Source organism: Niallia sp. FSL W8-0635 (genome assembly GCF_038007965.1).
GTDB lineage: Bacteria > Bacillota > Bacilli > Bacillales > Cytobacillaceae > Niallia.
On sequence record NZ_JBBOYD010000001.1, the window covers coordinates 3665169 to 3689261 of the forward strand.

Here is a 24093-nt window from a genome sequence, read left to right on the forward strand (position 1 = left end):
AAGTTTCAATACTTTTATTTATCTATGAACTTTACTTAAGAATCCTTTTTATTTTATGTCATTATTTATCATTTCAGAAGAATTCTCCTGAATAAAAAAAGGGATAAGGTCATTTTGTAGGAAGTCGGATTTTACCATATAATAACCGACTCTTCTACTTTCCCCATCCCTTTTTTCTATATTAAGTTGTAGCAATCTTTTCTGCTTCTTCTATATAATCCTTCATTCTTTGTCGATCTCTCTCTAAGATTGGCTTTAAATATTTCCCAGTATAGGATTCTTTAAGATTTGCAATATCCTCCGGTGTACCTGCTCCTAAAATGGTACCACCTTTATCTCCACCTTCTGGACCTAAATCGATCACATAATCTGTAGTCTTTATTACATCGAGATTATGTTCAATAACTAGTACTGTATCACCATTTTCGACTAATCGTTGAAGTACTGTCAATAATCTAGAAATATCATCAACATGCAAGCCAGTAGTCGGTTCATCTAAAATATAAAAAGACTTCCCAGTGGATCGGCGGTGTAATTCAGAAGCCAATTTCACCCTTTGTGCTTCCCCACCTGATAAGGTTGTTGCTGGCTGTCCAAGCTTAATATATCCTAAGCCAACATCAACAATCGTTTGAAGTTTGCGATGAATCTTCGGTATATTTTCAAAGAAAGCTACACCATCTTCCACTGTCATTTCCAATACATCTGAAATGTTTTTCCCTTTATATTTTACTTCCAGGGTTTCTCGATTATATCGTTTCCCGTGACATACTTCACATGGAACATAAACATCTGGAAGGAAATGCATTTCGATTTTAATGATTCCATCACCTCGGCAGGCTTCACATCTTCCGCCCTTTACATTAAAACTAAAACGTCCTTTTTTATATCCACGTACTTTTGCTTCATTTGTCGTTGCAAAAACATCACGTATATCATCAAAAACTCCAGTGTAAGTTGCCGGATTAGATCTAGGTGTTCGTCCAATTGGAGACTGATCAATATCAATAACCTTTTCTAATTGCTCTATTCCCTTAATTTCTTTATGCTGACCTGGCTTTGCCTTTGCACGGTTAAGTTTTTGTGCTAAGCCTTTATGGAGAATCTCATTAATTAACGTACTTTTCCCAGAACCAGAAACGCCTGTAACAGCGATAAACATTCCAAGTGGTATTTTAACATTTACATTTTTTAAGTTATTCTCTTTTGCACCAGTTATTTCAATAAATCTGCCATCACTTTGTTTTCTCTCTAATGGAAGTGGAATGAATTTTTTTCCTGATAAATATTGACCTGTTATCGATTGTGGATCATTCATTACTTCCTCTGGTGTTCCAACTGAAATAATTTCTCCTCCATGGACCCCAGCACCAGGACCTACATCGATTAAATAATCTGCTGCCATCATTGTATCTTCATCATGCTCTACAACAATCAATGTATTTCCAATGTCTCTCATTTGTCTCAATGTCTCAATTAATTTATCATTATCTCTTTGATGAAGACCAATAGAAGGTTCATCTAGAATATAGAGCACACCAGTAAGTCTTGAACCTATTTGTGTTGCCAAACGAATTCTTTGCGCTTCTCCACCAGATAAGGTCCCTGCTGCTCGACTTAAAGTAAGATAATCTAAACCAACATTTATTAAAAATCCAACTCTCTCTTTTATTTCTCTAAGAATCAAGTTAGCAATCTGTTTTTCTTTTTCAGTTAAATCAACCTGCTCCATAAATTGATAGCATTCAACAACTGATTTTTCCGTGATTTTTCCAATATGCTGGCCATTAATTAATACAGCTAACGCTTCTTTCTTTAAACGATAGCCTTTACATGTACGACAAGGCTGTTCAGCCATGTATTTTTGCATTTGCTCTCGTATATAATCAGAGCTTGTCTCCTTAAATCTTCTTTCGACATTTCTTATAACACCTTCAAATTGGATATCATTTTCCCTGACCTGCCCAAAGTCATTTTCATATCGAAAATGGATATATTCTTTTCCTGATCCATAAAGAATCTTATCCATTAAATCTTTAGGTATTGCCTTGACTGGTATATTCATATCAATGCCATAATGATTACATACACTTTCAAGGAGCTGTGGATAGTATTGAGAGCTAATCGATTCCCATGGAGCAATCGCATTTTCTTTTAGAGTCAAATCCCAATTAGGAATGATTAAATCAACATCTACTACTAGTTTATTTCCAAGACCATCACAATCAGGACATGCTCCAAATGGACTGTTGAAGGAAAATAGTCTTGGTTCTAATTCTCCGATAGAGAATCCACAAATCGGACAAGCATGATGTTCGCTAAATAGCAACTCTTCCTGACCAATAACATCGATAATCACTTTTCCATTTCCAAATTGCAAAGCAGATTCAAGGGAATCTGCCATTCTTGCAGCAACCCCTTCTTTTACAACAAGGCGATCAATTACTACTTCAATATTGTGTTTTTTATTTTTATCTAAGGTAATATCATCACCAATTTCAAACATTTCGCCATCGATTCGTAATCGAACATACCCCTGTTTTTTCACATCTTCGAGCACTTTTACATGAGAGCCTTTGCGACCTGATACAACTGGTGCAAGTACTTGAAGTCTTGTTCTTTCCGGATATTCTAGAATGCGGTCAACCATCTGCTCAATTGTTTGGGAAGATATTTCGATACCATGCTGAGGGCAAGTTGGTCTTCCTACCCTTGCAAATAATAATCTTAAATAATCATAAATTTCAGTTACTGTACCAACCGTAGAGCGTGGATTTCGGCTAGTTGTTTTCTGATCAATAGAAATAGCAGGGGATAACCCTTCAATCGAATCCACATCCGGCTTATCCATTTGCCCTAAAAACTGTCGTGCGTATGCAGATAAAGATTCAACATATCTTCTTTGTCCTTCTGCATAAATGGTATCAAAAGCGAGGGAAGATTTCCCGGAACCAGATAAACCAGTAATGACTACTAATTGATCTCTTGGAATAGTTATATCTATATTTTTTAAATTATTCGCTCTTGCCCCTTTTACAATAAGTTTATCCATTGCCATTATTTGCTCACCCCTCTGCCTTTAATTCAAGCAATAAATCGCGAAGCTCTGCTGCTCTTTCGAAATTCAGAGCTTTTGCTGCTTCCTTCATTTCGTTCTCCATTTGGGCAATCATTGCCTCTTTTTCCTTTTTCGTCAATTTATCAAGTTTAACAGATGTTGCATATTCTTCTGGTTCTTCTGCTGCTTGTGTAGCACGAATAGAATCTCGAATACCCTTTTGAATTGTTTGGGGCGTAATCCCATGTTCTTCATTGTATTTCTCTTGGATTTCTCTACGTCTTTTCGTTTCACTTATTGCCACTTCCATCGAATGAGTCATCTTATCTGCATACATAATGACATGCCCATTTGAATTTCTCGCTGCACGTCCGATTGTTTGAATTAAAGAGCGTTCCGAACGTAGGAATCCTTCCTTATCCGCATCCAAAATAGTGACTAATGATACTTCTGGAATATCCAATCCTTCCCGCAATAGGTTAATTCCTACTAGAACATCATATTTACCAAGACGTAATTCTCGAATGATTTCAATCCGTTCTAATGTTTTTACTTCGGAATGCAAATATTGAACTTTAATTCCAATTTCCTTCAGATAATCCGTTAAATCCTCTGACATTTTTTTCGTCAATGTCGTCACCAATACCCGTTCATTTCGTTTGATTCGTTCATGTATCTCAGCAATTAGGTCATCGATTTGTCCTTCAATCGGACGAATATCAATGGTCGGATCAAGTAATCCAGTTGGGCGAATGATTTGTTCAATCATAACTGGCGTATGCTCGATTTCATACGGACCAGGTGTTGCGGAAACACAAATCATTTGATTAATATGCTTTTCAAATTCTCCGAAAGTTAATGGACGGTTATCAAGTGCTGACGGTAAGCGAAAACCATGCTCTACTAGCACATTTTTCCTTGCCTGATCCCCATTATACATTCCTCTGATTTGCGGCAATGTAACATGAGATTCGTCAATGACAAGAAGAAAGTCTTTTGGAAAATAATCTAATAAAGTGTAAGGTGTAGATCCAGGAGGTCTTAATGTTAAATGTCTTGAGTAATTTTCAATTCCCGAACAGAAACCCATCTCTCTCATCATCTCAAGATCATAGCGTGAGCGCTGTTCTAGACGTTGAGCCTCTAACAATTTATTATTTTCTCGTAGTTTTTCTAATTGTTCTTCTAATTCCTTTTCAATGTTCTCAATCGCTATTTTCATTTTTTCTTCTCTTGTTACGAAGTGAGATGCTGGAAAAATAGCAATATGATTTCTTTCTCCTAATATTTCACCAGTTAAGGCATCCACTTCACGAATTCGATCAATTTCATCTCCAAAAAACTCTACTCTGATACAGTGCTCATCACGAGAAGCCGGAAAAATTTCTACCACATCTCCACGTACACGGAAAGTTCCTCGTTTAAAATCAATATCATTTCGATCATATTGGATATCAACAAGTTTACGAAGTAGTTGATTTCTTTCTAATTCCATACCCGTTCTTAATGAAACAACCATTTCTCGATACTCTTCTGGAGAACCTAATCCATAAATGCAGGAAACACTGGCAATAATTATCACATCATCCCTTTCAAATAAAGAGGATGTTGCCGAATGGCGGAGTTTATCTATTTCATCATTGATGCTAGCATCCTTTTCAATAAACGTATCCGTGTGTGGGACATACGCTTCTGGTTGGTAGTAATCATAATAACTTACAAAATACTCCACTGCATTATTAGGAAAAAATTCTTTAAACTCACTATATAGTTGACCTGCTAATGTTTTATTATGAGCAATGATTAAGGTTGGTTTTTTCACTTCTTTAATAACATTGCTTACTGTAAAGGTTTTACCTGTACCAGTTGCCCCCAGCAAGGTTTGAATTTTTTCCCCTGCTTTAATTCCTGATATTAGTTTTTTTATTGCTTCTGGCTGATCTCCTTGAGGCGTATACTTTGAAACTAACTCAAAATCATGACTCACTAACCCATCCTCCGATCTATCAACTTTCGAAAAACGTACATTTTGGTAGACAATCTATATGAAAAATTATTTTTAATCTGCTAAAAGTTTTTCTTCATCCTTTAATGATTATGTTAACAGTCCTATCTATACTTAATTATGTAATCAATATATCACCATTCTACCACAAACCATCCATTTCAAACCACAAAAAAGAGAACAAACATTCGATTTATTTTAGAATATGATTTATTAATGAATGAATCAAAAAAAATGACTATACGAAAATACCTATCATCTTTATCGACGTAAAATCGTTTAGTCATTCTCCTTCTCTATTCTTTTTTCACTCTTTTTTGAAATGTAGCTAAACATTATTTATTCGCTACTTTCTCTTTCCATTTCCTGCTAATCATAAATCCAATTGTCATGGAAAAAGCATCTACAACAATTAATATAAACGTGTCTGTGTATCCTTTATAAACAGATGCAGCAATTAAGGCGACAGTTAAAACCAAACCAATAATTGGATAATATGTTGCTCTTGAAAAGAGAATTACTAATAAGCACGGAAAAAATAGTGCAGCTAGATACTTCCCCATCTATATACACCTCTATTTAAACATATTTCACTTCATTAACCATTAACCCAAAACTTTCAAGAGCACTTGCTAAATTATTGAACATTGGAATTTGGCTAAAATCCACACCTAGTTGAATAGCAGTTTGCGCTACCTCTGGTCTTAACCCTGAAAGATACCCTTTTACACCAATTAATCGTAGTGCATGAATAACCTGAAAAATTTGATGCGCCACCATTGTATCGATAAGTGGAACCCCTGATAAATCAATAAATAAATGATTAAATCGTTTTTCATTGCATTCCTTCAAAGTATTTTCCATGATTAATTGAGCTCTCTTCGTATCAATATCTCCAATTAGCGGGAGAACACCAATCCCCTTTGTAATTGGTATAACTGGACTGCTTAATTCATAAATTGTTTCTTGCTGTGCTGTTAATTGCTGAAATTTATATTCATCGTAAGAGCTAATAAATATATTTACAAATAAATCGAATGCATAATGGATCAATCGTATCCATTCAAACAAAGTAGATATCGTTAAATGATCAGTAGATTCTTCAGAAAACTTTTCTACATAGGATGAAAGAATTCCTTTAACGACATTAAGCTGTTCGATGGATTCCAAAATAGGTACCAAGTCTTTCGCACGCTTTTCCGCAACTTTAACAGCCCATTTAGAAATATTTGCTGAATACTCTGCTTCGTCCTCAATAAAAACCTTAATTACATTTTCTATAAGAATTTGGTGAGCTGTAACTAGTTCTTCCAAATTAGCTGTTGATTTATCGATGGAATAAAAATTAGATGAACTATTTTCTAATATTTTTAACCATTCCTCACGCATGTCTACAAGATGATCATTTAAATAGGTATATAGACTTTTCATACATTGTTCCAACTAGTTCTCCTCCTAATACAAGAAACAACCTTCTTCACTCGTTTATGATAGCGACTTTTCCAAGTAGAATAACAGAAGTTTCCATAACTTTTTTCAGTTATTCCCTACTTGTTTTTGAACCTAAATTCTTGGTATTTATGGATAAATATATACTATTATATAGTTGTCATTATAGTGAAACAAGTGAGAAGCCTTTTGGTAGTAAGAGGAAGATAGAAGAATTTCTTACGTGCTTTTTAATAAACCTGTGGCAATCACTTGAAAAATCGCTTTTAGGGAGGAAGCTCTTTTTTTGGCGTTTTCTAACAAAAAGGTAATCTCCGCGATTTCCTCCGGGCTTAATTTTCCTACTATCCAATCTTCCAAATCATGATTTTTTATAGCTATATTTTGTTTAGGTATATTTATTGTTTGGTACTTCATCAATTCATTATGAATCATGTCTATATGGTATTGATACTGCTTTTCCTTATGTATATAAAACGTATTATTTTCCTTCGGCTGATTTTTATCCATCTGTTGTGTATTCCCCTTTCTAAAAATATCTTTAAATCTCTTAAAATCAATCGATTTCTTCTATTCTTTTCGGGTAAATATATTGTTATTATAATAGGAAAACATTGCTGAAGATCTTAGTCCCAAGTATTTTCTACTAAAATAGGTATTTAGGATTATTCCATCTAGTCACAAAGTCTGTTTTATCGAAGGTTGAGGTAAGGTAATATTTACTAAGAAGGGGATGCACCGTAGCAAAATAGCCATTTAATAAAGGAGACAAAAGATATGGAAAAAGTTACTACAGATATTATTGGATATCGTATAAAAGAAGATGTTTATTCTAACTCCATTGAAGGTTTATTTCTACTTAAAAAGGGCTCTACTCTTACAAAAAAGCATGTAGAATTACTTACTAAACATCAGATAAATCCATTTGATGTAATTAGCTCTACAGAAGACACCCCTCCTTCCTCCATAAATAATACGTTTACTAATTTAATAGATGAAGTGAAAGAAACCTTCCACTTTATCATAGAACAAGAAAATTACAATGTTGATAGATTTCTACATAACTATGAAAAAGCAATTGATTTTTCCCTTCAAGAATTAGCAATTTTAGATATTATTCACACAGAAGTTCCACCAAAGGATTATATATATCAACATAGCATTAATGTAGGCATCATTTCAGCAATCATTGGGAAGATTTTAGGATTATCTAGACAGGAATGCCATCTACTAAGTCAGATGGGTCTATTCCATGATATCGGCATGCTAAAAATTAATCCAGCCCTCTTACAAGCACAAGATCGCTTAACACAAAAAGAATATAAGGAAATCCAAAAACATACGACTTATGGAAAAAGCATTTTATTTCAAGTTTCGCAATTGGACATATTAATATCACGAACTGCCCTATTGCATCATGAAAAAATAAATGGAAAAGGCTACCCCTCTCGTCGAACAGAAAAGGATATTCCTTTCCTGATTCAAATTGTTTCGGTAGCAGACAAGTTTAATAGCATGTGTACTACACATACCTATAAAGAAAAGAAAACATACTTTGAAGCTATTAATGAATTGGTGAATGAAGCATATGGAAATGCACTAAATCCTGCTATTGTCATACCATTTACTAATTTTATTATGGGAAAGCAACTCTTTCAAAAGGTCACCTTATCAAATAATGAGACAGCAGAAATCATTTTTATCCATCAAAATGAACCACATCTTCCTCTTGTCCGTCTAAAGGATTCCTATATTGATTTACGTAAAGCATCCTTAAAAATTACTGGTGTAGCAACCTAAACGCAATATAGTTCCTAATAGAAATGGAAATGGCCAAATCAAGAATGATTTGGCCAAAATGTTATGCTTCACTAGGATATTAAACCCCTTTATACGCTTTTCTATAAATGTCTGCTAACTCTGTTACTAATGGTAATTTAGGATTAGCTGTTGTACATTGATCTTCAAAGGCACGGTCCGCTAAATAATCCACTTTAGCTTCAAATTCTTTTGGATCCACACCTTGTGCCGCAATACTCATTGGAATATTTAATTCTTTTCCAAGTCTAATTACTGCTTTAACAAAGCTGTCTACCCCTTGTTCCACTGTATTAGCTGGCAATCCTAGAATCCTTGCAAGCTCTGCATAACGTTCATCTGCTTTAAAGTATTCATATTTAGGGAATGCAGTGAATTTTTTCGGCTTCTCTGCATTGTAGCGAATAACATGTGGCAATAAGATAGCATTTGAACGTCCATGTGCTATATGGAATTCCGCACCTAATTTATGTGCTAAACTATGGTTAATTCCTAAGAAAGCATTCGCGAAAGCCATCCCAGCTATTGTAGATGCATTATGCACTTTTTCCCGCGCTTCCTCATCATTCCCATTGCGATAAGCTCTTGGTAAATATTCAAATATCAACTGAACTGCTTTCACAGCTAATGCATCTGTATAGTCATTTGCCATATTAGATACATATGCTTCCACAGCATGTGTTAATACGTCCATCCCAGTATCTGCTGTAACAGCAGGGGGTACAGTCATAACAAATTGCGGATCGATGATTGCTACATCTGGTGTTAATTCATAATCAGCTAACGGATATTTAATGTTCTGTTCTTTATCTGTAATTACAGCGAAAGATGTTACTTCAGATCCAGTACCAGAAGTAGTTGGAATTGCTACAAATTTAGCTTTTCCTCCTAATGATGGATATTTATAAACCCTTTTCCGAATATCTAGGAATTTTTGCTTTAATCCAAAGAACTCTTCATCTGGATGTTCGTAGAATAACCACATACCTTTTGCTGCATCCATTGGAGATCCTCCCCCAAGTGCGATAATGCAGTCTGGTTGGAATTTAGCCATCATTTCTGTTCCTCTGACAACCGTTTCAATAGATGGATCTGGTTCTACATCTGAAAACACTTCTACTTGCACTAGATTTGAACGTTTTCTTAAGTTATAAAGTAATTTATCTACATATCCGAATTTAACCATGTATGGATCTGTAACGATAAACACTCTTGAAATATCCTTCATTTTTTGTAAATATTGTACAGAGTTTTTCTCAAAATATATTTTTGAAGGTACTTTAAACCATTGCATATTTACATTCCTTTTAGCTAGTTTTTTTACATTCAATAAATGAATATCTGTTACATTAGTAGATACAGAGTTTTTACCATAAGAGCCACAGCCAAGTGTTAAAGATGGCATGAAGGCGTTGTAGATATCACCAATTGCCCCTTGAGAAGATGGTGCATTGTTAATAATACGACATGCTTTCATTCTTAGTGCAAAGCTTTCTACTACTTTTGGATCTTCTGAGTGAATAACTGCTGAGTGTCCTAATCCACCGAATTCTAGCATTTCTTCTGCTCGTTTGATTCCTTCTTCTGTTGATTCCACTCTATAGCACGCAAGTACTGGGCTTAATTTTTCTCTTGATAGTGGATAATTTGGTCCAACACCTTCTAATTCAGCAAGAAGAATTTTTGTATCTTCAGGTACCTTTACTCCTGCTAATCCTGCAATATAATGAGCTGATTTACCAACGATATCCGGATTTACTGCACATGTATTTTCATTAATTACTAGCTTTTCTACTTTCGCCAACTCTTCATTATTTAAGAAGTAGCAGCTATTACGAACCAATTGATTTTTAACTTCATCATAGATTTCTGTATCGATGATTACCGCTTGCTCAGAAGCGCAAATCATACCATTATCAAAAGTTTTAGAAAGGATTAAATCATTAACTGCTCTCTTCACTTTTGCTGTTTTTTCTATATAACAAGGTACGTTACCTGCTCCAACTCCAAGTGCAGGTTTTCCACAACTGTATGCAGATTTAACCATTCCTGGTCCACCAGTTGCAAGTATTAATGCAACATCATTATGATTCATTAATGCTTTTGTTGTTTCAATGGAAGGTTTTTCTACCCATTGTATACAATTTTCTGGCGCTCCTGCTTTAACAGCTGCATCTCTTAAGATTCTTGCTGCTTCACTGCTACATTTCTGTGCAGATGGATGGAAAGCAAATATAATGGGATTACGTGTTTTTATCGCAATAATTGCTTTAAACATTGTAGTAGATGTTGGATTCGTAACCGGTGTTACTCCTGCAACTACACCAACTGGATCGGCAATTTCAACAATTCCCGTTTGTTGGTCTTCGCTTATTACCCCAACTGTGCGATCGTATTTAATATTATGGTAGATATATTCGGTAGAGAAAATATTCTTTGTAATTTTGTCCTCATAAATACCTCTGCCCGTTTCTTCAACCGCTAGTTTCGCTAAATACATATGTTTATCTAAACCAGCTAGAGCCATTGCCTTTACAATCGTATCCACTTGCTCTTGATCTAAAGACATAAATTCTTCAAGTGCTTTCTTTCCTTTTGCTGCCATTTCATTAATAACGGTTTGTGCATCAACTTGCTCATTTTTCGCTTTAACTTCTTTTTCCACAACTGACATAGTAGATCCCTCCGATATAGAGAATGATAATAATGTGAAATTATTCACAAGTTACTTTAAAGAAAAACCACTTTTAAAAAGCGGTATAATTGTGAAATAATTCACAAATGATTCTTTAAAGAAAAACTACTAATATAGTAGTTTATTTGCCTACTAGCTTCTAACATTTTTGTTGCGTCTTTTTGTATTTTCTAGTTGTTTTCTCTTTACATGTATATCATATAATGACTTGTTAAAACCTTCAAGCAATTTCATAAAACATTGTTAAACCTTTCACAATATTGTTCACATTTTATACAAATTTGAAATATCTTCTTACTTTTCCTATAATATTAAATGTGATAAAACCAACAATGAAAGGGTTTACAATTTGAATAATAAAAGAGAAAGAACCAGCGCTGATCATGATACCTATCAATTTATTATCCGTGTTTCCTATCAGTTATTTATGGAATTGGGATATCGAAAGGTTAGTACACGGATGATTGCAGAACGTTGTGGAATTACACAGCCTGCCTTATATCATCATTTTAAGAATAAGCAAAATATTTATAAAGAAGTAATTAATACTTCCATTTCACAAACAGAACATGCCTTATTAAAAATCACAGAAGAATTTCAGAATCTAGAAGAATGTATCTACCAAATTTCGCTTTACTTTTTAGAAAATCATCAAGAAGATCTCATGCAGATGTTCCATGATTTACAACATGAAATGCCGAATGATATACAAATGCAATTAAGAAATCGCTGGCAAGAGGGATTTTTAAATCCAATTATGCTAGTGTTTGATAAGGCTGAAAAAGACAATAAAATTTCCTTACAAAAAATAGAAAGTACTAGTGAAGAGATAGCCTTCGTGTTTCTTCAATATATTCAAACGGCCATGAAACCTTCTTATATAAATGATTTTTCTAAGGAGCAACAAAAAAAGGAAATCAAACGTAAAGCACAGTTAATCGTTCATTTATTTTTATTTGGAATAGTAGATAGGTAATGTTTAAAAAAAACACTTCATTTCTTGAAAAAATAATTATATACTCAACTTATCGCTCGATAAGTTTTTTTACACCGAACTTATCAAGTGATAAGTTCGGTCTTTTTAAGGAGTGAAAAAATGAAAGATTATCTTAGTCGTTATTTTGTCGCGGTTACTGGTAGAAAAGGAAAATGGATAACATTAATCACTTGGATTCTACTTGTTGGAATATTAAGTGTGCTCTTCCCTCAAGCTAGTTCACAAAAAAATGACTTAGCTAGCAATGTTCCAACAAGTGCTTTATCACAGCAAGCAGAAGAAAAACTAAAGGCAGAATTTCCTGATGAACAAGGAACCCCCGCTTTAATTACATGGTATCGCTCAAATGGTTTATCTGATAAGGATATAGAGACAATACAAGAGCTTACAAACCAATTAACTGTTGTACCACTTGCTCATCAAACAGCAATTATTCCTTATCACCAACTACCAATAGAGGTAATTAGACAACAAATCTCAGAGGATGGAACTACGTTGGTTCTCCCGATTTTATTTGAAAACAACTTAGCAACAAGTGAATTAAAAGAAAGTATTCAAAAGCTAGAAAGTGATGCAACTGAGATTTTTGGCCGAAATCCTTTTAACACTACACTAAATGATGAAACGAAATTACATGCTAGAACAACTGGTCCTGTCGGTATCTCCATAGATGCTACTGAGTTATTTAGCCAAGGAGATTTATCATTACTCATTGGCACCATTATTATCGTGCTTATTTGTTTACTTGTCATCTACCGTTCTCCTATTTTAGCTGTCATTCCTTTATTTGGAGTTGGTATTGCCTATGGAGTAATCAGTCCTCTGCTTGGGTTTATGGGTGAACATAAGTGGATTGAGTTCGATTCTCAAAGTATTGCTATTATGACTGTGTTACTTTTTGGAGCAGGAACGGATTATTGCCTATTTATTATTAGTAGATATAGAACGTATTTAACGACAGAAGCAATTAAGGAAGTTGCGATGCAAAGAGCATTGCATCGATCTGGTGGAGCTGTAGCTATGAGTGGATTAACGGTAGTCTTTTCTCTTCTTGTCCTATTGTTTGCCCAGTATGGTGCCGTTCAACGATTTGCAATCCCATTTAGCTTGGCTATATTTATTATGATGTTGGCTAGTCTAAGCCTAGTTCCTGCTATTCTTGCTATTATTGGGAGACTATCTTTTTATCCATTTGTTCCGAAATTAGAGGAAGATTTAATGAAAAGCAATAAAAAAAAATCACCTCGAAAAAGAAAGTCTATTGGGAACTCAATAGGCAATATAGTTACAAAGCATCCTTGGAAAGTAACAATTCTTACAACATTAATACTTGGGGTTTTTGCTGTTTTTTCCATTAAAACAGAATATACGTATGATTTATTGTCCTCTTTCCCTGAAGATATGCCTTCAAGAGAAGGTTTTACTTTAATTGAAGAACATTTTAATGCAGGAGAACTCGCTCCGGTGTCTGTCATTATTGATACAGAAGGAGAAAAGTTTAATGTCGGAGAAGAATTAAAGCAATTAGATTTCATTGCAGCGGTTTCAGAGGAAGAAGCAGGAATAAACAATCCAAATTTAATAAAATATTCGATTGAATTAGAAACAAATCCTTATTCAAATCAAGCGATGGATGAACTACCTATTATTCGTGATACCTTAGAAGACAAACTTCGAGAAAGTGGCATAAAGAATCCGCATGATAATATTTGGCTTGCTGGAATAACTGCAGAACAATATGATACAAGAGAATTAACAAATCAAGATGCAAAATTAATTATTCCAATTATTTTAATCATGATAGCTGTCTTGTTACTTGTTTATTTGAGATCTATTACAGCAACATTCTATTTAATCGCATCTGTACTTCTTTCTTACTTTAGTGCTCTAGGCTTAGGTTGGGTAATTCTTCATTATGGATTTGGCGTAGAAGCAATTCAAGGATTAATCCCCTTGTACTCCTTCGTCTTTATTGTTGCTTTAGGAGAAGACTATAATATTTTCATGATATCAAGCATTTGGAAAAAGCGGAAAGTGATGCCTCTCTTACAAGCAGTAAAAGAGGGAGTTGCTGAATCAGGCGGGGTTATTACTTCTGCAGGAGTCATTTTAGCAGCTACCTTTATGGTTTTGACTACTCTACCTATGGAGGTTCTTGTCCATTTTGGAACAATAACGGCTATTGGGATTGTATTAGATACATTTATCGTAAGACCGTTTTTAGTACCGGCAATAACTTCTTTATTAGGAAATGCTGCCTTTTGGCCAAGTAAGAAAGTACATGTTAAAGAAAAGGAATAAATGATTACTCTCCTCCAAGGCTTATCTAAAGTTAGCCTTGGGGGATATTTAACTTCCACCAATATTTTCCCCATAACTAAATATCTTTCCTAATCTTTAGACACTTCTCCCTATTATATTAAGTTATTTATATAGATGAAATTTTTTCCTCTGGCTAACTATTTTACCTTTCTAACAATTTTGTTGATATGTATAAAAACGTTGCTCTAGACCCACCCTATAAGGACTTGATATGATAAGTGGGTTAATTAAGGGGGCATTCGAAGATGAATAAAAAATATGCAGACTTAAAACTCGGAGAAAGAGCTGCGATATTAAGTATTTTTACATATATTATATTAGCTTCAGTGAAATTATTTATTGGGAACAGTACTGGTTCTCAAGCATTAAAAGCTGATGGATGGAATAATTTCACGGATATTATTGCTTCTGTTGCAGTATTAATTGGCTTGCGCCTTTCCCAAAAACCCGCTGATAAAGATCACCCTTATGGTCACTGGAAAGCCGAAACTGTCGCTTCACTAATTGCTTCATTTATTATGATGAGCGTTGGTTTGCAAGTTTTATTCCAAGCAGTTTCATCGTTCTTTAGCCAGACAAGGCAAGCACCTGATTTAGTTGCAGCATATACCGCGATTGCTTGTGGTGCTGTAATGTTTTGCGTTTATCGCATCAATTTACGTTTAGGCAATAAAATTAATAGCCAAGCAGTTAAAGCTGCTGCAAAGGATAACTTCTCAGATTCAATGGTTAGCTTTGGAACAGCAATAGGTATTATTGGAGCACAATTAAAATTAACCTTTTTAGATCCTCTTGCTGCCTGCATTGTTGGACTATTAATATGTAAAACAGCTTGGAGTATTTTTAGAGAAACAACCCACTATTTAACAGATGGGTTTGATGTTTTATTAATTGATCAATACAAAAAAACGATTTTGCGTACGAAAGGTGTAAAAGCCGTAAAAGAAATTAAAGCAAGAAACTACGGAAACAGCCCAGTTGTCGATGTCGTCATTACTGTTAACCAGCAGCTGGATATTACTCATGCTCATGATATTTCTTCCGCTGTCGAAAATGCTTTAATAGATGAATTTAATGCATTAGAGGTACATGTTCATATAGAGCCAGACTAAAAGCGAGGAAAAATAAAAAACGAAGCGGTTATTTTATTTAACTGTTCCGTTTTGAAGTCCCTATTTTTAAATAGGCACTGAAATGACCATTGTATTGGCAGCATTATTGGTATAAAAACTCTCTCTACAGTTGGTATGGTTCTTTTTAGTAGGGTGTCTTCTCCTTTTCCGAGGAACCGCGAAAGTAAAATTAGCGGAATTTTTCCGGTTACATACAGAATAAAGGGTTTTTTGAAGTAAATAAGGGGAGTTTTTCCGGTTACATACAGCAAAAACTCCCATTTCTGAAGATTTAGAGCCAATAGGCGGAATCTCTCCGTCTATTTCAGCCTTTTTTTCTATTAATTACTAATTAAGCGGAATTTTTCCGTCTATTATGACTCTGATGCTTACGCTGAATAAGTATTGGACAATAAAAAAAGAAAAGACATATTCATACGTCTTTTCCTGTGTCATTTTTTTGTAAATGGATAGTATTAGTATGCCTTTGCCCAATATACTAATTTACTTGCTTTCTTGCCACAGCAAACACAAGTATCTGCGATTGCTTCTTGTTCAAACGGCATGCATCTAGACGTTGCACTTGTCTCTTCCTTAATTTTGTCTTCACAGGCTTGATCTTCACACCACATTGCTTTAATAAATCCTGGCTTTTCTTTGGCAATCCATTGTTTAAATTCGTCAAACGATACAGCAACATGCGTGTTCTCTTCTCTATGATCTGTAGCTTTCTGCAGTAGATTGTCTTGGATATCCTTTAAAAATTGGGTAATTGTATCTTCTAGTCCATCCATTGAAACAAATTGTTTTTCTCCTGTATCTCTACGAACGAGCACAACTTGATTTTTCTCGATATCCTTTGGTCCTACTTCTAGACGCAAGGGAATTCCCTTCATTTCATACTCATTAAATTTCCAACCAGGCTTTTTATCACTTGCATCAATGCCAACTCGAATTGCACCGCTTAATTTCTTCTGTAAATCATAGGCAAAATCCAATACCCCTTCTTTATGCTGAGCAATTGGTACAATCATTACTTGGGTTGGAGCAATCATTGGTGGGACAACTAAGCCACGGTCATCTCCATGAACCATTATCATGGCACCAATAATTCGAGTCGTAAAGCCCCAAGATGTTTGTTGAACATGCTGCAAATTCCCCTCTCTATCAGAGAACTGAATACCAAAGGATTTCGCAAAGCCATCGCCTAAATTATGTGAAGTTCCTGATTGCAATGCTTTTCCATCATGCATAAGACTTTCAATTGTATACGTATATTTTGCCCCTGCAAATTTTTCTTTTTCTGTTTTTCTTCCTTTGATAACAGGAAGCGCTAAGTATTTCTCACAAATTTCCGCATATACCTCAAGCATTTGAATAGTTTCTCTATCCGCATCTTCTGCCGTTTCATGACATGTATGCCCTTCTTGCCATAAAAATTCTAATGTACGTAAAAATGGACGCGTCGTTTTTTCCCAGCGTACAACATTTGCCCATTGATTATATAGCTTAGGAAGATCGCGATAGGAATGAATAATATTTTTATAATGCTCTGCAAAAAGCACTTCAGAGGTTGGACGCACACAAAGTCTTTCTGCTAATTCTTCGTCTCCTCCATGAGTAACCCATGCTACTTCTGGTGCAAATCCTTCGATATGATCCTTTTCTCTTTGTAAAAGGCTTTCTGGAATAAAAAGTGGCATATAAACATTTTCGTGACCTGTTTCTTTAATGCGTTTGTCTAATGCCTCTTTAATATTCTCCCAGATTGCTGTTCCATATGGGCGAATAATCATGGAACCTCTTACGCTTGAATAATCGATAAGTTCTGCTTTTGTTACAACATCTGTATACCATTGAGCAAAATCCTCGTCCATGCTAGTTATGCTTTTTACAAAATCCTTTGCCATTTTATTTGCCTCCTAAAATATTGGGTCTTATTTATACTCATTATTAAAGCTACATTTCTATTCCTAAAGGTTTTTTTTGAAAAAAAACAATAAAAAAAGCCTCGCCTATCATTAGGGACCAAAAAATGGCGGTACCACCCTAATTCAAAGCAAAGCTTTACACTCATCCATGGTAACGGTATTGAACCGCTGAATCTTTCTAAACATTGTCTATTCGATACAGAACGAAAAAGGCAGGTTCAACAGGTATTCTATAGGTCCTTTCAGCAATTAGACCCTCTCTTTTAATAGACATGGCTGTATACTATTCCTTTTTATAGTTTCATTATTCATTTCTTTGTGAAAAATCATATCGGATAGACTCATTATTGTCAATATGGATTTTTTTTATTCTTTTGATAATAGATGATGTACTCTCTTACTTTTTCTGCTTGTTCGAAGGAGAGACGGGGGCTGAGGGAGGCACTCCTCTGTTACCTGCTCTTCCTTTTTCTCTTCCTCTCCTCTCGGGCACTGAGACCGCTCCTCTGTTACCTTTTATTTTGAGTCTCTTGAATAAAAGTCTAATGTCGCTTGAAGTGCTTGACCTGACGGAAGTTTTACTCCATGTCTAATCAGGCATGCTTCTAAACTAGCAAGTACGAATAAGACATTTTCTTTTCGACAGCTATAGCCCATTGTTCCGATCCTCCATATTTTTCCGTGCAAAGGACCAAAAGAGCTTGCGATTTCCACACCAAATTGCTGGAGCATCATGCTTCGAACAGACTCTGCATCGATTCCTTCAGGTACTTTAATACATGTAACGGTCGGCAATTTCCATCTTTTATCGCCAAATAATTCTAGCCCCATTCCTTTTATTCCTTCGATTAATGCTTGTTCATGGTATTGATGACGTGCAAACCTATTTTCCATGCCTTCCTCTAATACAATTCTTAATCCTTCGTGAAGTGCGTATAGCATGGAAGTTGCTTCTGTGTGATGATTTAATCTTCTTGGACTCCAATAATCCTGTAATTGCGCTAAGTCTAAATAGTTGGAGCGAATTGGCGCATGTACTTTTTTCTCTGTTAATTCACTGTCTGTCGCTATCCCTCTTTCTACCTTTTTCCGTGCATTTAATACTTTTTCTACACGGTCATTATAAGTAATTGGGGCATTGCCTGATGGCACAGATAAGCATTTTTGATTTCCACCTATCACTGCATCTATGCACCAATTATCTGTTTGAACATCTGCCCCTCCAATGGTTGCCACTGCGTCAACAATAAATAGAATATCTTGTTCACGACATGCTTTCCCAACCTCTTCTAACGGTTGCATACATCCCGTTGATGTTTCTCCATGAACAAGGGCTACTATTTTAGGGTTCACTTTTTTCATTTCTGAAATGATTATTTCTGGATCGAAAACTTCTCCCCATTCACAATGAAGTAAATGAATATCTGCGCCATATCTTTCAGCTATTTCCGTTAATAAATGTCCAAATCTTCCGTAAATCGGGATTAATACCTTATCACCTGGCTCAATCACACTAGCCAATACAGCTTCAAGTCCAGATCTTGATGTTCCATCTACCGGATATGCCCACTGATTTTTCGTTTGAAAAACTTGCTGTATCATTATCATTACATCATTCATAATTGCCGTAAACGCGGGATCAAATTGCCCTAAAATCGGTGTGCTCAAGGCTCTTAATACTCTTGGATCCACTTCCACTGGACCAGGTGTCATTATTGTTCTTAATGGAGTGTTTAATTCTGAAAAGGTCATTGTTTATGTCCTTCCTTATTAGATTTATTTTTTGATATAGCAAAATTTTAAAGAAATAATTCATTTATTCTTCTGTTTTCAACAGATGAATACCTTTTTCCTTTAGTTATAGAAATATGCATATAAATTAATAAGCTAATCGATGCAATAATTCAATAAGAACAAGAATACCTCTTTTTAAATCTTCCAGATCGGTGTGTTCTTTGGGTGAATGGCTTATTCCCCCTACGCTCGGAACAAACAGTAAGGCTGTTGGGCAATATGTTCCAAATACTTGGGCATCGTGCCCGGCTCCACTAATCATTTTTCGGTTTGGAATATCCATTTCTTCCACAATCCTATAAGCTAGTTTTGTCAATTTATCATCCATTGCAACAGCCTGGACATCCATCCATTGTTCCCACTCAACATCCATTCCTGTTTCTATGCTTTTCTGTTTAAAATAAGAAAAAACTTTCTCACAAAAATAATCTAGCACTTCTTCTTGATGATGCCTGACGTCTAATGTAAACGTAACTTCCTTTGCAATTACATTAGGAACATTAGGCAAGGCTTCTATTTTCCCAACCGTCGCAACTAACTGCGGATCAATTTCTGTAACTTGGTTGATTACATAGGTAATGCATTCCGCAGCTAAGAGAATACTATCTTTTCGATAAGGCATTGGGGTCGTACCTGCATGGTTACTCTCTCCCGTTACTTTGACAGTAAACCTTCTTTGCCCAACAATATGAGATACGATTCCAATAGACTTATGCTCTTTCTCTAATACCGCCCCTTGTTCTATATGTATTTCTATAAAACTATCTATATCTTCTCTTTTCACTGGTTTGCTATCTGCTTGTAATCCCACAGAGGACATTGCGTGAGAAAAGGAATTTTTTCGCGTATCATATAATCCTTTGCAATCTTCCTTGGTATATTTTCCTGTTATCGATCCTGACCCCCAGAAAGCCAAAGGAAATCTACTCCCTTCTTCTTCACATAACGATACAACTTCTATCGTTTTTTTAGGAGCTCCATAATGCTGATTTAAATAATGGACAGCGACAAGGCTTGCTATTATTCCATATGCACCATCATATTTTCCTCCATCTATCACTGTATCAATATGGGAACCTGTTAAAATTTTTTTCTCTTCCTGCAGCGTTCCTTCCAGCCGACCAAACAGATTACCAACCCCATCAAAATACGAGCTTAAACCCATTTCATTCATTTTTTGTAAAAGAGAATGCTGTGCTAACCGCCAATTTTCATCATAAAGAAGTCTTGTAACCCCTCCATTTTTGGTAGCCCCAAATGTAGCCAGCCATTCCACCCACTTGCCCACCTCTTTTGTATCTATTTCAATAGAAGTCTTCATTTCTATCGCTCCTCTCCGGTGATCTTCCAATTGCTTTAACCTATTCAAAATAAAGGAATTGACTAATTCATTTTGTTATATTCCCATAACTTTCTCCTTGCATAAAAATGCCAATTTTAACTACGCACTATTATTATGTAACCATTATTTTAATAAGCACCCGCTAGCAATACATTGGATAAAGTGTTAGAATTATCTAAATACTTTGTGTAAAATAACTAAACACGAAATGCGGAAGCGCCTTGTTTATCGCCTTACAAACTGGAGAAGCATCGACTGAGATAAAGGAAACACTGCGAACGATAGGGAGGGGATGTTGACTTATCGTAGGGAGATGCTTGGAAGTTTGTTTTGGCGATAGGCGCTGGAGCTAGACAACAAGAAATGCGGAAGCGTCTTATAAATAAGTGTTCTTTTTAGGAGGGAATAAAATGAAACTAACAGAGATACTACAGAAACCGGTTTTTGATACTGTTGAAGTCATTGCAGGTCACACTGGCTTAAATAAGGAGATAAAGAATATTACGATGATGGATGCACCTGATATCGTGGAATATTTACATCCGAACGATTTATTAGTCACTACCGCCTACCATCTAAAAGATAAACCTGATATTTTGCTTTCTTTAATAAAAAGTATGCAAGAAAAAGGTTGCACTGCTCTTGGAATTAAGGCAAAAAGATTCTTAGGACATATTCCACACGAAGCCATACAATTTGCAAATGAAAAAGGATTTCCACTTTTAGAAATACCATTAGAAACGTCACTTGGTGAAATTGTTAATGGCTCTTTGAATTACATGCTGAGTCAGAGGACAGCAGAATTAACTACTGCATTTGAAACACACCGGAAATTCACACAGCATATATTAAAGGGAAAAGGCATAAAAAGGCTTGTCGACGACTTATCGCAAATGATTAACAAACGAATTATTTTACTTGATGCACATTTCCAAATGCACACCTCTTCTCATACTAGAAATTCAATTGAAAACTATTTTAGCTCCCTTCATGCAAAAGGATATGAAATTTTATTACCAAGCTCGCCCTATTCTTGTTTTTCTAGTAGAAATACAGAAGAGGTTTTTACTATTTTTCCAATCTATACTCATATGAGAAAACCAGCATTTCTCGTTGTACTTGGAGAAATTCCGGTTGAAGATAAAAGTTTACTGCTTACCATTGAACAAGCTACCAACGTTTTATCGTTTGAGCTAATGAGAGAAAATACAGTGAAGCAATATTCACGAAGGGCAAGAAATGATTTCTTCGCTCATTTTGTGGAAGGGAAATTTACCTTTGCTGAGGAGATTGAAAGTAGAGCAAGAGAATTTTCTTTAAAAAAGGAACAAGCTTCGATTACGATTATTGGCAAAATGGATAACAGTGATCAATACATATCCTTTACACAGCATTCTGTTGAAGTAGATTATATATATGAGTATTTGGAAACGGAAATAAAAAAGGCGCCTTTTGCCTCCCAGCTTTTTATGAAAGACGATCATTGCATTATTATTATGGAAGTCGCCCATTCAACCTATGATTTAGACCATTCGATTCTTCCATATTTGCAAAATATTCAAGATTATATTGGGAATACCTTTAAACGGTCTATGTCCTTTGGTATTAGCAATGTTTTTCAGCGCTTATTAAATATACCTAATGCCTATAAAGAAGCTCTTAGTGCATTACATATTGGACAGCTTTCTGGAAATATTCCCTTTATCCAAATTCACCGGCCAAAAGATGTCTTTGAGATGTTAAGAATTATTCCAACAAAGGACCTTCAGGAATTTTACGATTATATCTTTCAATCATTTACAAGCAATCAACAACAGGAAGAGGAACAAATATTACTCAACACATTATCCGTATACTTAGAAACCCATTGCCAAATTTCTGAAACAGCAAAACGTCTTTACGTGCATCGCAACACAGTCATCTATCGTTTAGAAAAATGTGAAGAACTTTTAGGAAAAAGCCTTAAAGATCCAGAAACTACCTTCCATCTTCGGTTTGCTTTCCGGATAAAATCGATTTTAAAAACAAATGAAGGAAAAAAACAAACGCAAAGATAATGTAGTCTCCTTAGATATATAATCTATATTTTCTAAATATTTTGTACAATATAACCAATGACTTCTTTCTTCTCTCTGATTATGATGTTAATTATCATAACGAACATTGTTAAGTTTATTGACATTAGAAGAAGAAGGAGTGTAACTAATGGCTGAAAACAAAGAAAAGGGTTTGAAAATTTTTTCTTTAGGACTACAACATGTGCTTGCCATGTATGCAGGTGCTATACTCGTTCCGTTATTAGTCGGAAGAGCATTGAATTTAACAACTGAACAACTTGCTTATCTCGTTGCAATTGATTTATTAACATGCGGAATTGCCACATTGCTTCAAGCCTGGAAAAATAAATATTTAGGAATCGGATTACCCGTTGTTCTTGGTAGCTCCTTTGTTGCAGTTACACCAATGATTTCCATTGGAACAAACTATGGAGTAACTGCTATTTATGGAGCCATCATTATTACTGGACTTTTTATGATTATTTGCGCTCCGTTTTTCAGTAAAATCACGAAATTGTTCCCTCCTGTAGTAATTGGAACAGTCGTCACCATTATTGGTTTATCGCTCATTCCATCTGGCATTAAAAATATGGGAGGAGGAGCAACTAGTGAAGATTTTGGTTCGATTGAAAATCTAATTCTTTCATTCGGGGTTTTATTATTTATTTTATTACTAAACCGCTTCACAAAAGGATTTATGCAATCATTGTCTGTTTTAATCGGAATTATCGTTGGTACTGTTGTTGCTGCCTTTCTTGGAAAAGTTAATCTTTCCCCAGTAAAAGAGGCGAGTTGGTTCCATTTCCCTGAACTATTTTACTTTGGTACCCCTACCTTTGAGATTGGCCCAATCCTTACGATGTTAATTGTTGGTTTAGTCATTGTCATTGAATCAACTGGTGTTTTCTTTGCACTAAGTAAGATTACCGGAACACCTCTAAGCGAGAAGGATTTAACAAGAGGTTATCGTGCAGAAGGTGTAGCTATTACTTTAGGGGGATTATTTAATGCATTTCCGTATAACACCTTCGCACAAAACGTTGGTCTTGTACAGCTTTCCAAAGTAAAAACCGTCAATGTTGTTGTAGCTGCTGGAGGAATCCTAGTCTTCCTAGGACTTATTCCAAAAGTTGCTGCATTTGCTACCATTATACCGACGCCTATATTAGGGGGAGCAACGGTTGTTATGTTTGGGATGGTTGTTGCTTCTGGAATCAGAATGCTTAGTAAAGTAGATTTTACAAATCAAGCTAACTTATTGATCATGGCTTGCTCTATTTCCATCGGTTTAGGTGCAACTGCTGTTCCTACTTTATTTGATCAACTCCCTTCTGCACTTCGTATCATTGTAAGTGACGGAATTATTACTGGAAGCATTGCAGCTATTCTTTTAAATCTTCTTTTTAGAGTAAAAACAAATAAACAAAGCACTAGTACTACTATTCTTCCTACACAAGAAGTAAGCGAAACACGTACACTTTAATGAGAAAAGAGGCTGTTCCTCCATGAGCCG

At 35.3% G+C, this 24093-nt stretch carries 15 protein-coding genes and 1 other annotated feature; of the genes, 6 read left to right on the forward strand and 9 right to left on the reverse strand.

Annotation, left to right across the window (positions count from 1 at the left end; translation table 11 throughout):
- Nucleotides 1-181: 181 nt before the first annotated feature.
- The 5 genes from uvrA to NYE52_RS17740 form a co-directional block, all read right to left on the reverse strand.
- Nucleotides 182-3058, reverse strand: a complete 2877-nt coding sequence (uvrA, locus tag NYE52_RS17720) for an excinuclease ABC subunit UvrA (RefSeq protein ID WP_341194261.1) — start codon at nt 3056-3058, stop codon at nt 182-184.
- A 7-nt stretch (nt 3059-3065) separates the two neighbouring features.
- Entirely contained in the window at nt 3066-5045 is a 1980-nt protein-coding gene (gene uvrB / locus NYE52_RS17725) for an excinuclease ABC subunit UvrB (protein WP_341194262.1), read from the reverse strand.
- 353 nt (nt 5046-5398) lie between these two features.
- A complete protein-coding gene (locus NYE52_RS17730) occupies nt 5399-5626 on the reverse strand; it encodes a CsbA family protein (protein ID WP_341194263.1) in 228 nt (75 codons plus the stop codon).
- 16 nt (nt 5627-5642) lie between these two features.
- Nucleotides 5643-6506 carry an STAS domain-containing protein gene (locus NYE52_RS17735; RefSeq protein ID WP_341194264.1) on the reverse strand — a complete coding sequence of 288 codons (864 nt, stop codon included), beginning with the start codon at nt 6504-6506 and terminating at the stop codon, nt 5643-5645.
- 225 nt (nt 6507-6731) lie between these two features.
- Nucleotides 6732-7022 carry a hypothetical protein gene (locus NYE52_RS17740; RefSeq protein WP_341194265.1) on the reverse strand — a complete coding sequence of 97 codons (291 nt, stop codon included), beginning with the start codon at nt 7020-7022 and terminating at the stop codon, nt 6732-6734.
- 267 nt (nt 7023-7289) lie between these two features.
- Here NYE52_RS17740 and NYE52_RS17745 point away from each other — a divergent pair, with 267 nt between their 5' ends.
- Complete coding sequence (locus tag NYE52_RS17745; RefSeq protein ID WP_341194266.1) at nt 7290-8312, forward strand: HD-GYP domain-containing protein; 1023 nt, start codon at nt 7290-7292, stop codon at nt 8310-8312.
- A 79-nt stretch (nt 8313-8391) separates the two neighbouring features.
- Here the strand turns inward: NYE52_RS17745 and adhE are convergent, their stop codons facing one another.
- Complete coding sequence (gene adhE, locus NYE52_RS17750) at nt 8392-11004, reverse strand: bifunctional acetaldehyde-CoA/alcohol dehydrogenase (protein WP_341194267.1); 2613 nt, start codon at nt 11002-11004, stop codon at nt 8392-8394.
- A gap of 370 nt (nt 11005-11374) precedes the next feature.
- Between adhE and NYE52_RS17755 the strand changes: the two genes are divergently transcribed.
- The 3 genes from NYE52_RS17755 to NYE52_RS17765 all read left to right on the forward strand — a co-directional run bounded on the left by NYE52_RS17755 (nt 11375) and on the right by NYE52_RS17765 (nt 15456).
- The gene (locus tag NYE52_RS17755; RefSeq protein WP_341194268.1) at nt 11375-12001 is read left to right on the forward strand and encodes a TetR/AcrR family transcriptional regulator; all 627 of its coding nucleotides are present in this window, start codon (nt 11375-11377) and stop codon (nt 11999-12001) included.
- A 120-nt stretch (nt 12002-12121) separates the two neighbouring features.
- The gene (locus NYE52_RS17760) at nt 12122-14323 is read left to right on the forward strand and encodes an MMPL family transporter (RefSeq protein WP_341194269.1); all 2202 of its coding nucleotides are present in this window, start codon (nt 12122-12124) and stop codon (nt 14321-14323) included.
- A gap of 266 nt (nt 14324-14589) precedes the next feature.
- Nucleotides 14590-15456 carry a cation diffusion facilitator family transporter gene (locus tag NYE52_RS17765; protein ID WP_341194270.1) on the forward strand — a complete coding sequence of 289 codons (867 nt, stop codon included), beginning with the start codon at nt 14590-14592 and terminating at the stop codon, nt 15454-15456.
- Between the two features lie 476 nt (nt 15457-15932).
- On the opposite strand, the gene proS is transcribed toward NYE52_RS17765, so the two are convergent.
- From proS to NYE52_RS17780, 3 genes are all read right to left on the reverse strand, one after another.
- Nucleotides 15933-17366 (reverse strand): proline--tRNA ligase, encoded by a 1434-nt coding sequence (gene proS, locus NYE52_RS17770; protein ID WP_341194271.1) that lies wholly within the window; start codon nt 17364-17366, stop codon nt 15933-15935.
- Nucleotides 17367-17476: 110 nt separating this feature from the next.
- Nucleotides 17477-17693 (reverse strand) — a binding site (T-box leader).
- Between the two features lie 210 nt (nt 17694-17903).
- Nucleotides 17904-19139 (reverse strand): pyridoxal-phosphate-dependent aminotransferase family protein, encoded by a 1236-nt coding sequence (locus NYE52_RS17775; protein ID WP_341194272.1) that lies wholly within the window; start codon nt 19137-19139, stop codon nt 17904-17906.
- Between the two features lie 127 nt (nt 19140-19266).
- Entirely contained in the window at nt 19267-20502 is a 1236-nt protein-coding gene (locus NYE52_RS17780) for a Zn-dependent hydrolase (RefSeq protein WP_341194273.1), read from the reverse strand.
- Between the two features lie 431 nt (nt 20503-20933).
- Between NYE52_RS17780 and NYE52_RS17785 the strand changes: the two genes are divergently transcribed.
- Nucleotides 20934-22580: a PucR family transcriptional regulator gene (locus NYE52_RS17785; protein WP_341194274.1), complete on the forward strand. Its 1647-nt coding sequence runs from the start codon at nt 20934-20936 to the stop codon at nt 22578-22580.
- A 148-nt stretch (nt 22581-22728) separates the two neighbouring features.
- Nucleotides 22729-24063, forward strand: a complete 1335-nt coding sequence (locus NYE52_RS17790) for a nucleobase:cation symporter-2 family protein (protein WP_341194275.1) — start codon at nt 22729-22731, stop codon at nt 24061-24063.
- Nucleotides 24064-24093: the final 30 nt, after the last annotated feature.

What these genes read in the sequence shown, in the direction of transcription:
- adhE (WP_341194267.1), bottom strand. Translation starts at nt 11,004, where the DNA reads ATGTCAGTTGTGGAAAAAGAAGTTAAAGCGAAAAATGAGCAAGTTGAT.
- NYE52_RS17745 (WP_341194266.1), top strand. Translation starts at nt 7,290, where the DNA reads ATGGAAAAAGTTACTACAGATATTATTGGATATCGTATAAAAGAAGAT.
- NYE52_RS17790 (WP_341194275.1), top strand. Translation starts at nt 22,729, where the DNA reads ATGGCTGAAAACAAAGAAAAGGGTTTGAAAATTTTTTCTTTAGGACTA.
- NYE52_RS17765 (WP_341194270.1), top strand. Translation starts at nt 14,590, where the DNA reads ATGAATAAAAAATATGCAGACTTAAAACTCGGAGAAAGAGCTGCGATA.
- NYE52_RS17785 (WP_341194274.1), top strand. Translation starts at nt 20,934, where the DNA reads ATGAAACTAACAGAGATACTACAGAAACCGGTTTTTGATACTGTTGAA.
- proS (WP_341194271.1), bottom strand. Translation starts at nt 17,366, where the DNA reads ATGGCAAAGGATTTTGTAAAAAGCATAACTAGCATGGACGAGGATTTT.
- uvrA (WP_341194261.1), bottom strand. Translation starts at nt 3,058, where the DNA reads ATGGCAATGGATAAACTTATTGTAAAAGGGGCAAGAGCGAATAATTTA.
- NYE52_RS17760 (WP_341194269.1), top strand. Translation starts at nt 12,122, where the DNA reads ATGAAAGATTATCTTAGTCGTTATTTTGTCGCGGTTACTGGTAGAAAA.
- NYE52_RS17780 (WP_341194273.1), bottom strand. Translation starts at nt 20,502, where the DNA reads ATGAAGACTTCTATTGAAATAGATACAAAAGAGGTGGGCAAGTGGGTG.
- NYE52_RS17740 (WP_341194265.1), bottom strand. Translation starts at nt 7,022, where the DNA reads ATGGATAAAAATCAGCCGAAGGAAAATAATACGTTTTATATACATAAG.
- NYE52_RS17775 (WP_341194272.1), bottom strand. Translation starts at nt 19,139, where the DNA reads ATGACCTTTTCAGAATTAAACACTCCATTAAGAACAATAATGACACCT.
- NYE52_RS17730 (WP_341194263.1), bottom strand. Translation starts at nt 5,626, where the DNA reads ATGGGGAAGTATCTAGCTGCACTATTTTTTCCGTGCTTATTAGTAATT.